This is a genomic window from Saccharothrix sp. CB00851 (genome assembly GCF_001905065.1).
GTDB lineage: Bacteria > Actinomycetota > Actinomycetes > Mycobacteriales > Pseudonocardiaceae > Actinosynnema.
The window spans coordinates 555,078-568,399 of the sequence record NZ_LWLC01000001.1 but is presented as its reverse complement, the minus strand read 5'-3'; the positions used below and the strand labels follow the sequence as shown (position 1 = coordinate 568,399).

Sequence of the window (13,322 nt, the reverse complement as noted above, 5' to 3'; positions counted from 1 at the left end):
CTGCTATGTCTAGCACTGGGAACCGCATTTTCGAACGTTCTCCGCCGGAACCCACTCGGAAGGGCGGTGTGGTGCGGCTGTCCGTGTCGGCACACCGTCCGCTGAACACAGTCCGTCGTGTCCACCTGAAGGTGTGATGGCGGGAAATGTCCGGTGTCGACGCCCGAGTCGCGTTCGGTGTGGACGTCTGACCGGCGGCTTTGGCGCCCACCGTTTCATTCACCTTTTCGGGCGTCACTCGATCAGCCCAAAGAATGCGCTCAGTCATCCTGAACCCATGCAGACGAAGCCCAGGTCACCGTGTCTGGCCTGGGCATCCGCAAGCGCTTGCGCGGGCTGCGCCAGGTTGGCGTGCAGGTGGACCACCAACTCCCCCACCCGGTCGTCCGGCATCGGCCGAACGCGCCCCACCACGACCCGGGCGCCGCGCCGCAACAAGATCGGCGCCAGCCCCGACTCGCCCGCTGAGAGCACCACGACCGAGGGAACGCGCGGCAAACCGTCGAGGTCGTGCCCGTGCAACGGCCCGTCGCCCAATTGCAAATACGAAGACAATTCGTCTTGCCGCACGGCGTCCGCCGTGAAGTGCACGACATCGGCATCCACCATTTCCCGCAGCACCTCGTCCACCGTCGAACAAATCCGACCACCGTGCACCGCCCGCAACGCCTCGACCTCCCGGCACGCGCGCGGCACGGACGGCCCGGCCACCCACAGCCGGTCGGTCAGCGCCAACGGCCGGGTGTCGGCCCGGAACCAGCAACTCACCGACGGGGCCACCGAGACCGCCCGCCCGCGGGCCGACGGCAACGCCGCCCACGGCATCCGCGCCAGCTCCGGGCTCGGCACCACGACCAGCGGGCGGTCACCGGCCGGTCGCAACAAGCGGTCCAGCCGCGGCGCGGCGGAGGACAGCGAACGGACGTGCCGCGCGACGGTCCGGGCCTCGCCGAAGTTGTGCGACCTGACCCGCCCGCCGACGACGGACACGCCGACCAGCCGCTCCCGGTGGCTGATGAACACCAGCAACGCCCGGTCGCCCAACGCGTCCACCACGTCGTTGAGCGGAACGGCCGGCCGCCCCACCGCGGCCGACCGCGACAGCACCCGGATCTCCCGCTCCAGCCGCACGATCCGATCACGCGGCATCATGCGACGAACCACGGCGTGACGTGCTCACGGCCCGCGCCCCGCAGCACGAACCGGACCGGCCCGCACGGCACCCGGCCGAGCCGGAAGCGACCGACCTCGTCGACCGCCGCCGTCACCCCACCTCCCGGCCACCGCACCCCGACCGCCGTTCCGCCCCGCGCCACCCCGGTCACGTCCCACCCACCGACGACCAGTCCGAGCCGCACGTCGAGCCCGGTGAACGTCAACCTCCGCGTGCCACCGGACGGGTCGACGCGGATCGAGTCGGACCGCAACTGCAAGCGGGCCGCGTCGGTGCGCTCGCCGAACGCCCACCGCGCCCGCACGGCAACGGCTTCCGGTGCCGGGTCGAGGACGTCGATCAACCGCGCGAGGGCGTCGAGCAGTTCACGATCAGTGCAGGACACGAAGACGGTCATCGGTCACCTCCCGGGCCGAGCCGACGGCGCAGGACCGACAGGCACCGGCCGCGGGTGGCGCCGAGGCTGTTCACCGGGACGCCGACCGCCTCCGCGACCTGCGTGAACGACAGCTCCGGCGCGAACGCGGCCAGCCGCAGGATCTCCCGGCAGCGGTCGGTCAACGTCGCGTAAGCCCGCCACAGCCCGGCGTCACGGGCCAGCGCCGCATCCTCCGGCGTCGGCTCGTCGCCGGCCGCCTCCCACACCTCCAGCGGCACCTCCCGGCCGCGCAGCCGGAGCACGGTCAGCGTCTCGCGCCGGGTCGTGGTGACCAGCCACGCGCCCAGCCGATCGGGCCGCCGGATCCGGGACAGGTTCTCGGCCAGCGCCAGCCACGTGGCCTGGCAGACGTCGGCCGCGTCGTCCGGGCTCAGCCGGTGCGAACGCGGCACCGCCCAGACCAGGCGCACGTACCGGCGGACGATCTCGTGCCACGCGGCGGCGTCACCGCGGCCGGCGAGGCTGAGCAGCTCTGTGTTGTTCCGATCTTGCATGTTCCTTGAGAGCAACGGGTCTGACCTGGGGATACCGCTGCCGCACGATGGTGTGGTCGGGGGAACCGCCGCTCGCGGCCGTGCGTCGCTACTCCGTTCTCAGCACCGCCGGGCGGATCGCCGAGCGCAGCGCGGGCAGCGTGCACAGCGACACCACGAGCACGACGACCGCCGCCGCGGCGACCGTGGTGGCGATCTCGGTCCAGTCGACCCGGAACCGCCCGGCGGGCGCGACGAGCCACGCCGTGCCGAGGCCGACCGGGATGGCCAGCGCGATGCCGAGCGCCGTCGGGATCGCCGACTGCCACAGCGCGGACACCGCGAGCACCCTCGGCGGCACGCCGTTCGCGGCCAGCACCGCGGTGGGGCGACGGCGTTCGTGGACCTGGTCCACGGCCGCCGCCGCGAGCCCGATCACGGCCAGCAGCGTGAGCAGCACCGATCCGCCGATGACACCGCTGCGCAGGGACGCGAACAGCTCGACCTGACCGACCTCGAACTGCCGGCGCAGCGTGACGCCGCGGTCGGCCCGGCCGGTGGCGGCCAGCAGGCGGTCGCCGAACGACTCGTCCGGGTCGCCCCGCACGACCAGTTCGGTGGGCGGCAAGGAGGCCAGCACCGGATCACCGCCTCCCGCGACCACCAGCCCGTGCAACTCGCCGGTCACCGTCCGGTACGGCGGCACGACCCACTCGTGCCCGTTGACGGTCAGCTCGGTGCCCGGCGCCGGTCCCGGACCCACCAGGTAGGCGGAGCCGTTGGTGCAGTCGGTGACGTCGAGGCGTTCGGTGATCTCGACGCAATCGGTGCTGGTGATCCGGGTGGCCCGGGAGGCGTGCACGCGGACCTCGCTGACCTGCCGCACGCCGCCGACCAGGGCGATCGCCTCCTCCAAGGTCCGCACGGGGGTGTGCCGGGGCAGGTCGAGCACCCAGCGGTCGGGTGTGTCGGACGGTGGCGCGGCGGTGAACTGGGCCGCCACGCCGAGCAGGACCTGCAGCGTCAGCGAGCCCGTCAGCACCACCACGACCCCGGACAGCACGCGTGGCGCGCCCGCGTCGAAGCGCAGGGTGCGCAGGGCGAGCAGCGGCGCGACGCCTTCCGGTTCGACGCGGTGGGCGACCTGGCCGACCAGCCACGGCAGCACCGCGCCCGTGCCCGCGAGGACGAGCGCGATGCCGATGCCGAGCCCGACGGCCAGGCGCGCGTCGGCCATCACCTGCCAGTAGCCGCCGATCGCGGAGATCACCACGATCAGCGCCGCGCCCGCGCCGATGAGCCCGAACCGCCACCACGCCCGGTACCGGGGCAGTTCGACGGCCCGGGACAGGCCGAGCGGACCGACGTCCTCCGTGCGCAGGGCCAGCAGCGCCGACACGACGGCCACCACCGGCACCCCCAACGCGATCAGGGCGCCGAGCAGCGGGTCGGGCAGCAGGTCCGTCGGGAAGAAGCCGACGCCCTCGACCTCGATGAACCGGGCCAGCGGCCGGGCCGCGAAGAACAGCGCCACGCCGACGAACAGCCCGAGCACCGCCCCGGTCAACGTCTCGCCGCTGGCGATCCAGCGCAGCTGGGTGCGGGACACGCCGACCAGCCGGATCGCGGCCAGCCGTTGTTCCCGGCCGGTCGCGCCGAGGCGCGTGGCGACCAGGACGAACATGCCCAGCGGCACGAGCAGCGCGCTGATCGCGGCGACCATCAGCAGCCGGTAGATCGGTAACAGGGTGGCCGGTGGCAGGTCGCTGCCGAACCCGGCGGCCCGGTAGGCGCTGTCGTGGTGCGCGTCGGGCAGGCCTGCGTAGAAGATCAGCGACTTGGGCCTGGGCAGTCCCGCGTCGGCGATCACGCCGATGACGCTCTCCGGGAAGCGGGCGCGGACGGAGTCCTCGGTGCGCATCAGGTCGAGCAGTTCGGGTGAGACGACCAGCTCGCCCGGACCGGGGATGCGGCCGACGCCGGGCGGCGCGGGCGCGTCGGGTGCGGTGGCGGCCAGTTCCACCCCGGTGATGAGGCGCCCCTGCCAGGAAACGCTGACGTGGCGGGCTTTGAGCGTGGCGCCCGCCGACGTGGGGTCGAGCGACGCGGCCTGGACGCGGTGGGACTTCGCCTCACGCGCGGGGCCGATCGAGGCGGCCAGCAGCAGGACCGTGACGCCGAGGCCCACGCCGGCGGCGGTGAGCGCCAACCTGGCCCAGGACGTCCGGCTGCCCCCGACAGCCAGCCGGATGCCGAGGACCAGGTCGGCGGCCCACCTCATCGGAGCACGCCCGGCGCGCTCCGGCCGCCCGGGCGGGCGACGTGGTCGGTGTGGTGTGGAAGTGGGGTCACATCTGTTCAGACGTCTCGGACCGGTGGAACGTGGCTTCGGCGTGCCAAATGGTTGGCGTCGCCGCCCCCGGCTCGGGGCGGCGACGCCCGCCCCGGTCTACTCGGAACGCAGCCCGAGGGCCCCGGTGGCCCGCCGCAGCGACGGCAGCGACAGCAGGGTCACGATCACCACCATCAGTGCGGCGGCACCGCTGAGCACCGCGATCCCGGGCCAGTCCAGCACGATCGGCCGGGAGATGATCCTGAGCAGCAGGACGGCCAGGGCACCGCCGACGCCGATGGCCACCACCATCGCCAGGAGCAGCGGCACGGCGTTCTGCCAGAGCAGGGACCGGCCGAGCGCGCCGCGCGGCACACCGCTCGCCGCCAGCACGGCCAGCGGGCGCCTGCGTTCGCGGACCTGTTCCAGCGCCAGCACCAGCAGGCTGGCACCGGCCAGCACCAGCGTGATCAGCGAGCCCGCCAGCAGTGCCTGCCGGATGCTCTCGAACTCCTGCACCCGTTGGGACGGGTCGACTTCGCCGAAGTACGAGACGACGGTGCGCCACGTCAACGGCGCCACGGCGTTGCGGACGTGTTCGCCGACATCAGGTCGGTCCCGGTCGACCACCACGTGCACGCTGGTGTTGCCGGCCGCCGGCAGGTCCTCGACCACCGCCGGCGTGAGCAGCAGGCCCGACCGGTGGCTGGTCATGCCCTCGGGCACCCGGACGTCGGTGAACGCGGGCACCGTCCACTTCAGACTCGGCTCCTGCTCCTGCTCGTCGGCGAACATCGAAACCTGTTGGCCCGCCTGGACCTTCGTGAACTCGGAGCTGTGCATGGCGGCCGGGTTCTCGAGGTAGAACGCGTCGCCGTCGCGGCAGCTCGGCAGTTCGGCCTGCGCCCGCAGCGCCTCGCAGGTGCCGACCGTCGCCGAGTGGTAGTCCCGCGGGCCCGTCCTGAACGACAGGCTGCGCAGCGGGTGCGCTTGCGTCACGCCGTCCGCCTTCGACACCAGGCCGACGACCTGCTCGGTCACCTCGGGCGTCGAGTCGGCCACGCTGACCACGATCCGGCCCCGGTCCGCGTCCGGTGCCATCCGGACGACGACCGCGCTCTGCGTGCTCGCCAGCACCGACTGCAGGGCGATCCCGCCGGCCAGGACCACGGCCACGCCGCCGACCACGCGCGCCGCCGTGCCGCTCTCCAACTGCAGCCTGCGGATCGCCAACTGCCACGACGGCGCGCCGCCGCGCAACCGGCCCACCGCCCGTTCGACGACCCACGGCAGCAGCACCGGGATGCCCAGCAGCAGCAGGATGACCCCGGTGATCACGATCTCGGTGGACCCGATGATCTCCGTGCCGCCGAACCCGCCCGCCTGGGTGAGCAGCAGCACGGCGCCGAGCACGATCGGCACCACTCGCCACCAGAGCACCCGGCGCACCGGCTTGGTCCGGCGCACCACGCCCAGCGGCTCGACCACCGTGCGGCGCATCGCGACCACCGACGTCACCACCGCCATCACCGGCACCAGCACCACGATCAGCACCGCCATCGCGGGCGTCGGCGTGAGGTCGCTGACGAACACGCTCAACCCCAGCAGCTGGATGGACTCCACGAACTGCCGTGCGGTGAAGAACCCCACCGCGCCGACGGCCAGGCCGACCACCGCGCCGAGCAGCGCCTCACCGGCCGCGATCCGGCGCACCCGTTGCGCGCCCGCGCCGACCAGCCGCAACGCCGCCAGCCGCCGGTCCCGTTCGGCGCCCGCCAACCGGGTGCTGATGCCGACGAACACCAGCACCGGGAACAGCAGCGCGACCACGCCGACGATCACCAGCAGGGTCAGCATCGGGTCGAGCGTGCGTTCCTGCGCCTCGCCGCCGTAACCGGTGATCGCGTCGGCGCCGTCCTCGGACACGCTCGCGTCACCGATGTAGAACATCAGGTCGTTCGGCGCGTTCAGGCCGGCTTGGCCGATCGTGCCGACGATCCGCTGCGGGAACCGTTCCCGCAGCAGTTCGCCTTCCGGTGCGGCCAGGAGTTCCGCCAACGCGGGCGACGCCAACATCTCGCCGTCGCCGGGCACCCTCGACGCACCCGGCGGCACCGGCGCGCCCGGCCCGCCCGCCTTGACGAACCGGCCGACGATCGACTCGCCGCGGTACTCGGTGTTCCAGAACTGCGAGTACAGCACGTCACCCGACGCCGACTCGCTGGTGACCGGAGAGGCCGCGGCCTCCCGCTCGGCGCGTTCGGCCAGCACGTTCGTCATCGACGCCGCCGCGAACAGCACGGCCACCCCGATGCCGATGCCCGCGCCGGTCAACGCCAGCCGCACCCACGACGTGCGCCCACCGCCCAGCGCCAGCCGGACGCCCAGCGCGAGGTCGGCGACCCACCGCCTCACGTGACCGGCTCCATCTCGCGGGACCGGCCGTCGCGCACCACGACCTCGCGGTCGGAGTACGCCGCCACCCGCGGCTCGTGCGTCACCAGCACCACCGCCGCGTTGGTCTCCTTCGCCGCGGTGACCAGCAACTGCATCACGCGCTCGCCGTTGAGCGAGTCGAGCGCGCCCGTGGGCTCGTCGGCGAACACCACCCGCGGTCCGGTGACCAGGGCTCGTGCGACGGCCACCCGCTGGCCCTGACCGCCGGACGTCTCGCCGGGGCGCTTGTCCGCGACGTCGGCGACTTCCAGCCGCTCCAGCCACTCGCGGGCCCGGGACTCGGCCTGCTTGCGCTTGACCGAGCCGAGCCGCAGGGGCAGCGCCACGTTCTCCAGGCAGCTCAGCTCGGGCACCAGCTGGCCGAACTGGAACACGAAACCGAACTCGGTGCGCCGCAACTCGCTGCGCGGGCCGTCGCCCATCGCGCTGAGCTCCACGTCGCGGTAGCGGACCGTGCCCTTGTCGGGCGTGAGGATGCCCGCCAGGCAGTGCAGCAGGGTGGACTTGCCGGAGCCGGAGGGGCCCATCACGGCCACCACCTCGCCCGCGCGCACGCCCAGGCCCGCACCGTCCAACGCGGGCGTCGGGCCGAACGACTTGTGCAGGTCCACGGCTTCCAGCAGCGGTCGCGCCGGCTGCGCGCCGTTGGTCTGGTCGCCGTTGGTCTGGTCGCCGGTCATCGGGTCACCGCCGTCTTGAGCTGGCCGAGGCGCGCGGCGGTGAGCTCCAGCCAGCGCAGGTCGGCTTCCAGGTGGAACAGGGCGTGGTCGCAGATCAGCTGGTCGGCGAGGTCGCCGCCGGCCTTGCGCTTGGTCAGCTCGCGCATCGTGGTCAGGTGGGCGGTGCGCTGGACGTCGAGCACCTCGTCCGCGCTGCGACCGGACAGCAGGGCCAGCACGACCTTCGCGTAGAGCGTGTTCTGCAGGTAGGGCTCGGGCTTCTCCGGCGTGCCGAGCCAGTGCTCCACGTCCGTCACACCCGCGTCCGTGATCGCGTACCGCTTGCGCTCCGGACCTTCGCCCGCCTCGACGCCCGCCTCTTCCACCAAGCCGTTGCGCAGCAGGCGGGAGAGCGTCGTGTAGACCTGCCCGTAGTGCAGCGGCCGGTCCTGGCCGAAGCGCTCGTCGTAGGCCTTCTTCAGGTCGTATCCGTGCCGCGGGCCCTTTTCGAGCAGGCCCAGCAGGGTGTGTCCGATCGACATGACCCCGACTATACACACGAGGTATACACACGGTTCATAGCCTGATCGGCGCAGTGGGGCCACTGGTCCGAACAGGCACTCGGAGTAACCGATAAAGGTTGTTCGACGGTTACTTCGCCACATCGGGACTCTTCGACGCCTACAGTGGAGGGGTGACTGGTCTGGCGGCCGGCTGGGACCACGCGGCTTTCACGCAGGGTCGAGCCGGCGATGCGGAACACGATGTGGAGCTGCTGCTCGCTTTCCTGAACACCCGAGACCTCGAACTCGGCACGGACGTCTTGGACAGCGCCGCCGCTTGGCGCGCGTGGGTCACCGAACGCGGCCTGGGCCGGGCGGGTGACCCGGACGAGGTCCGCGCCGTCCGCGCCGCGCTGCGCGCCTCGCTGGGTGAACGGTACGACGGACCCGATCCGACCCCCGCCGCGGGCTTGATCCGCGTCGACCTCAGCCACGGCGTGCCCACCATGTCCAGCACCGACGCGCTCGGCGCGGTGCTGGGCGCGGCGGCACGGCTGGCCGTGCTCGGGTCGTGGGAGCGGTTCAAGATCTGCCAGGCGGACGACTGCCGGTGGGCGTTCTTCGACCGCTCGCGCAACCGCTCGCGCACCTGGTGCTCGATGCAGACGTGCGGCAACCGGGAGAAGGCGCGCAACTGGCGGGAACGGCGCGCGCTGAGCGTGACCTGACCGCGGAACCCGGGGTACCCGAACGTTCGACACGCGGGACCCGGACGTTCGACTCACGCGAGAGTCGTACGTTCACGCCGCGCGTGTCCTACGTCCAGAACGCGCGTGTCCTACGTTCGGGACTAGCGTGTCCTACGTTCAGGTACCCCGAGTTCAACGCTCGGGTCACGTCACCAGCTGGGCGACGGTGTAGATCACCAGGCCCGCGAGCGCGCCCACGACCGTGCCGTTGATGCGGATGAACTGCAGGTCCCGACCGACCTGCAGCTCGATCTTGCGCGAGGTCTCCTCGGCGTCCCAGCGCTCGACCGTGTCGGTGATCAGCGTGGTGATCTCGTCGCGGTAGTTGGTCACCACGTACCCCGCCGCGCCCTCGAGCCACCCGTCGACCTTCGCGCGCAACGACTCGTCGTCCACCATCCGGCGGCCGAACGTCATCAACCCCTCGCGCACCCGCTTGCGCAGCTCCGACGACGGGTCCTCGGCCGCGTCCAGCAGCATCTTCTTCGCCGTGCCCCACGCCGACCCGATCAGCCGCTGCACATCCGGGTGGTCCACGATCTGCTGCTTGACCTGGTCGGCGCGCTGCATGGTCGCCGGATCGGTGCGCAGGTCACCCGCGAACTCGATCAGGAACTGGTCCACCGCCAGCCGCATCGGGTGGTTGACGTCGGTCTTCACCGCCCACGCGAAGTTCAGCAGCTCGGTGTAGACCTTGTCGCCGAGCAGCGAGTCGACGAACTTCGGCGACCACGACGGCGCCCGGTCCGACACCACGCCCATGACCTTCTCGTAGTTGTCCCGCACCCAGTCGTACGCTCGGTCGCACACCAGGTCCACGAGCTTGTGGTGCGCGCCGTCGGTGAGCACCTGGCCGAGCAGCTTGCCCAGCGGCGGGCCCCACGGCTGGTCGACCAACCGCCGCACCAGCGCGTGCTCGACCACGGCCTGCACATCGTCGTCACGCAGCACGGTCACCGCGCCCTTGACCACGTTGGCCAGCTCGGACGTCACCCGTTCGGCATGCTCGGGCTGGGCGACCCACTCGCCGAGCCGCCGCCCGATGCCCGCCCGGCGCAGCTTGTCCCGCACCACCGCCTCGGACAGGAAGTTCGTCCCGACGAACGACCCCAGCGCGTCGCCGAAGCTGTCCTTGCGGGTCGGGATGATCGCCGTGTGCGGGATCGGCAGGCCGAGCGGCCTGCGGAACAGCGCGGTCACCGCGAACCAGTCGGCCAGCGCGCCGACCATGCCCGCCTCGGCCGCCGCGCGGACGTACCCGACCCACGCCGGGCCGCCGTCCTCGAACAGCAGCGCGACCAGGAAGATCGCGGTGGCGGCCAGGAAGAACCCGGTGGCCACGAGTTTCATCCGCCGCAGGCCCTGGCGCTTGAGCTGGTCAGCGGGGGTCAGTTGCTCCACGCCGCCATTGTCCGTGAAGATTCGGCGTTGTGCGGGTACCAGCGCTAGTCCCCAGGATGAGGCCGTTCACCTCGACGATCTTCGCCGAGATGACGGCGTTGGCCACGCGGACGGGGGCGGTGAACCTCGGGCAGGGCTTCCCGGACACCGACGGCCCGGCCGGGATGCTGGAGGTCGCCAAGGCCTCCATCGACGCCGGGCTGAACCAGTACCCGCCGGGGCCGGGCATGCCGGAGCTGCGCCAGGCGATCGTCGAGCACCGCGCCCGCTACGGCACGCACTACGACCCCGACACCGAGGTCCTGGTGACCGTCGGCGCCACCGAGGCCATCGCGGCCACGTTGCTGGCCCTGGTCGAGCCCGGTGACGAGGTCGTGCTCATCGAGCCCTACTACGACTCGTACGCGGCGTCCGTGGCGCTGGCCGGGGCGACCCGCCGCACGGTGGGGCTGGTCGAGGAGCCGGGCACGGGCAGGCTCGGGCTGGACGTCGACGCGCTGCGCGCCGCCATCGGCCCGCGCACCAGGGCGTTGCTGCTCAACTCGCCGCACAACCCGACCGGCACGGTGCTCAACTACGTGGAGCTGTCCGCCGTCGCCGCGCTGTGCGTCGAGCACGACCTCGTGGCGATCACCGACGAGGTGTACGAGCACCTGGTGTTCGACGGCCTCGCGCACGTGCCGCTGGCCACGTTCCCCGGCATGGCCGAGCGGACCGTGACGATCTCCGGCGCGGGCAAGTCGTTCAACTGCACGGGCTGGAAGATCGGCTGGGCGTGCGGCCCGGCGGAGCTGATCGGCGCGGTGCGGGCGGCCAAGCAGTTCCTGACCTTCGTGGGCGGCGCGCCGTTCCAGCCCGCCGTCGCGCACGCGCTGCGGCACGAGCTGGAGTGGGTCGAGGGCCTGCGCGCGTCGTTGCAGGACAAGCGGTCGCGGCTGTCCGACGGCCTGGCCGACGCCGGGTTCGCGGTGCGACCGAGCGAGGGCACCTACTTCGTCACCGCGGACGTGCGGCCGCTCGGCTTCACCGACGGCGCGCAGCTGTGCCGCGAGCTGCCCGAGCGGATCGGTGTGGCGGGCGTGCCGGTGCAGGTGTTCACCGACCACCCCGACCAGTGGCGGCACCTCGTGCGGTTCGCGTTCTGCAAGCGCGACGAGGTGCTGGACGAGGCTATCTCGCGGCTACGCAAGCTCGGCGTCTGACCTGACCTGGGACGGGCGGTCGCCCGCCAGCCGGTCCTGCACCAGCGCGTGCCGGAACTGGTAGGCGGCGCCCGCCTGCCGCAGCACGCCCAGCTTGCGCGCGTCGTCCAGGAACACCATCAGCTCCCACGGCAGCTTGCCGCGCGCCGCCAGCCAGATCCGCGCCACGGTGAACCACCACCAGCGCAGGTGCAGCACGGACAGCGTGAAGCCGAGCATGAGCCCGCACACCAGGCCGAGCCCGACCATGCCCGACTGGGTCGGCCCGAACACCAGCCCGGCCGCCGCGCCGAACACCACGGCCAGCACCAGCGACCCGGTCCACACCGCGACCCGGTCCCGTGCCATCGTCCACTTCGGACTGGACGGGTGGCTCAGCTCGGCGTTGTTCGCGAACCCGAACCGCAGCGCGACCGCCACCGCGATGCCCAGGCCGACGACCAGGCCCGCGGACAGCCCGTACAGGGCGCCGAACACCAGGCCCGCCGCCGTGCCGAGCACGCCGCTGACCACGACGAGGCTGCGCCACACCCCGAGCCGGGGCTTCACCACGCGGTGCCCGGACGCGTACAGCGCGGCGACCGCCACCGCGACACCGGCGGCCAGGCCGGTGATCGGCGCCAGCTTCGGCGTGCTCGCGTAGGCCATCAGCCAGGTCACGCCGAAGCCGCCGATCAGCCCGAGCGTCAGCGCGCCGAGCAGCGCCAGCCACGTGCTGCCGACCGAGCGGCGCAGCTCCCACCAGCCCAGCTCGCGCACGCCCCGGCGGCGCATCTCGGTGGCCAGGAACGCCAGCCAGCGCGCCGCCTTGTCCCGCGGCCAGACCTGGCTCGCCCGCGCCTGGTGCGCCACGCCCCGGTCACCGAACGCGCCGCTGACCAGCAGGTCCGCCAGGTGGTTCTCGATGGCGACCCGGTCGGGGAACCGGCCCCGGTCCAGCAGCTCGCTCGGCTCGCCGTACCCGTAGACCACGCCCGCCAGCCACACCGCGAGCGGCGTGGACAGCGCGTCGGCCAGCCGTCCGTCCGGCTCGTCGCGCAGGTGCAGGAAGACCGGTTCCCAGCGGGCCGCCGTCACCGGGTCCGACACCGAGCGCAGGTAGCCCGCGACCTCCTCCAGGTCCACCGGCTGCAGTTCCACGACCTGCGCGTTCGGCACCTCGATCGACGCTTCGGCGAACTCGTCCGTGCGGCAGGTCAGCACGAGCGGGTGCGAGCCCGGGAACGCGCGGTTGATGCGGTCGAGCGCGTCGGCCCGCCGTTCGGCCGGGATCTGGTCCAGGCCGTCGAGCACCGGGAAGATCCGGCGCTGCTCGACCAGCAGGTCACCGGCGTAGCTGCCGTACAGCTCGGTGTTGCGCAGCGCCGGGTGGTCCTCGTACAGCCGGCGGGTCATCCAGGTGCGGACGTCCTCCACCTCCGGGTTCCACGTGGACAGCGGCAGCAAGAACGGCACCGGGCCGTCCACGAGGCGGTCGAGCAGGCCGATCGTGAGCAGCATCGCGGTCGTGCTCTTGCCCGCGCCGGGTTCGCCGAGGAACACCATGCGCGGGTTGCGCTGGAACGCGCGGACGACCGCGTCGCTGTGCCCGGGTTCGCCTCGCGTGGCGCTCCAGTGCAGGTCCAGGACGTGGTCGTGCAGGCCGCGGGCGTGGCATTCCTCGTTCCACTGCGCGTGCAGGGCGCGGGCCAGGGCGCTCGCGGCGGCGTCGAGGTTGTCGTCGGTGGCGAGGCCCGCGGCGCGCCTGCGGTGCAGCCACGGGTCGAGCGCGGCGAGCAGCGCCAGGAAGCCGAGGGCGAGACCGGTCAGCCACAGGTCGGGGTCGATGCCGTAGTCGGTGACGAACAGGCCGGCCGCGGCGAGCACGGCGGCCAGCACGCACACGGTGAGCACGGCCCGCTGGCGGAATCTGGACACCTCCGCATCATGACGG

11 protein-coding genes are annotated in these 13,322 nt (G+C 72.6%); 2 read left to right on the top strand and 9 right to left on the bottom strand.

The annotated features are described in order from the left end of the window. Positions 1–264: 264 nt before the first annotated feature. The 7 genes from A6A25_RS02775 to A6A25_RS02745 form a co-directional block, all read right to left on the bottom strand. Positions 265–1,152: a CHAT domain-containing protein gene (locus tag A6A25_RS02775; RefSeq protein ID WP_073886078.1), complete on the bottom strand. Its 888-nt coding sequence runs from the start codon at positions 1,150–1,152 to the stop codon at positions 265–267. Next, a complete protein-coding gene (locus A6A25_RS42740) occupies positions 1,149–1,571 on the bottom strand; it encodes a hypothetical protein (protein WP_073886077.1) in 423 nt (140 codons plus the stop codon). Before A6A25_RS42740 ends, A6A25_RS02775 begins: the two co-directional genes overlap by 4 nt. Continuing rightward, the gene (locus tag A6A25_RS02765; RefSeq protein ID WP_073886076.1) at positions 1,568–2,107 is read right to left on the bottom strand and encodes an RNA polymerase sigma factor; all 540 of its coding nucleotides are present in this window, start codon (positions 2,105–2,107) and stop codon (positions 1,568–1,570) included. The genes A6A25_RS42740 and A6A25_RS02765 overlap by 4 nt, the downstream gene beginning before the upstream one ends. 88 nt (positions 2,108–2,195) lie before the next feature. After that, on the bottom strand, positions 2,196–4,367 hold the full coding sequence (locus A6A25_RS02760) for an ABC transporter permease (RefSeq protein ID WP_073886075.1): 2,172 nt from the start codon (positions 4,365–4,367) through the stop codon (positions 2,196–2,198). Between the two features lie 168 nt (positions 4,368–4,535). Next, complete coding sequence (locus A6A25_RS02755; protein WP_073886074.1) at positions 4,536–6,833, bottom strand: FtsX-like permease family protein; 2,298 nt, start codon at positions 6,831–6,833, stop codon at positions 4,536–4,538. Further along, on the bottom strand, positions 6,830–7,555 hold the full coding sequence (locus A6A25_RS02750) for an ABC transporter ATP-binding protein (protein ID WP_073886073.1): 726 nt from the start codon (positions 7,553–7,555) through the stop codon (positions 6,830–6,832). Before A6A25_RS02750 ends, A6A25_RS02755 begins: the two co-directional genes overlap by 4 nt. Beyond that, positions 7,552–8,076: a PadR family transcriptional regulator gene (locus A6A25_RS02745; RefSeq protein ID WP_073886072.1), complete on the bottom strand. Its 525-nt coding sequence runs from the start codon at positions 8,074–8,076 to the stop codon at positions 7,552–7,554. The genes A6A25_RS02750 and A6A25_RS02745 overlap by 4 nt, the downstream gene beginning before the upstream one ends. Positions 8,077–8,228: 152 nt before the next feature. Between A6A25_RS02745 and A6A25_RS02740 the strand changes: the two genes are divergently transcribed. Then, positions 8,229–8,765, top strand: a complete 537-nt coding sequence (locus tag A6A25_RS02740; protein WP_083667837.1) for a CGNR zinc finger domain-containing protein — start codon at positions 8,229–8,231, stop codon at positions 8,763–8,765. A 165-nt stretch (positions 8,766–8,930) separates the two neighbouring features. On the opposite strand, the gene A6A25_RS02735 is transcribed toward A6A25_RS02740, so the two are convergent. Then, positions 8,931–10,187, bottom strand: coding sequence for a DUF445 domain-containing protein (locus A6A25_RS02735; protein WP_073886070.1), 1,257 nt, complete (start codon positions 10,185–10,187; stop codon positions 8,931–8,933). 29 nt (positions 10,188–10,216) lie between these two features. Between A6A25_RS02735 and A6A25_RS02730 the strand changes: the two genes are divergently transcribed. Continuing rightward, a complete protein-coding gene (locus A6A25_RS02730) occupies positions 10,217–11,389 on the top strand; it encodes a pyridoxal phosphate-dependent aminotransferase (protein ID WP_073886069.1) in 1,173 nt (390 codons plus the stop codon). Here A6A25_RS02730 and A6A25_RS02725 read toward each other — a convergent pair. Beyond that, complete coding sequence (locus tag A6A25_RS02725; protein ID WP_241828463.1) at positions 11,369–13,306, bottom strand: NACHT domain-containing protein; 1,938 nt, start codon at positions 13,304–13,306, stop codon at positions 11,369–11,371. The genes A6A25_RS02730 and A6A25_RS02725 overlap by 21 nt on opposite strands. Positions 13,307–13,322: the final 16 nt, after the last annotated feature.

Coding starts and splice junctions, on each gene's coding strand:
- A6A25_RS02775 (WP_073886078.1), bottom strand. CDS start 1,152: ATGATGCCGCGTGATCGGATCGTGCGGCTGGAGCGGGAGATCCGGGTG.
- A6A25_RS42740 (WP_073886077.1), bottom strand. CDS start 1,571: ATGACCGTCTTCGTGTCCTGCACTGATCGTGAACTGCTCGACGCCCTC.
- A6A25_RS02765 (WP_073886076.1), bottom strand. CDS start 2,107: ATGCAAGATCGGAACAACACAGAGCTGCTCAGCCTCGCCGGCCGCGGT.
- A6A25_RS02760 (WP_073886075.1), bottom strand. CDS start 4,367: ATGAGGTGGGCCGCCGACCTGGTCCTCGGCATCCGGCTGGCTGTCGGG.
- A6A25_RS02750 (WP_073886073.1), bottom strand. CDS start 7,555: ATGACCGGCGACCAGACCAACGGCGACCAGACCAACGGCGCGCAGCCG.
- A6A25_RS02745 (WP_073886072.1), bottom strand. CDS start 8,076: ATGTCGATCGGACACACCCTGCTGGGCCTGCTCGAAAAGGGCCCGCGG.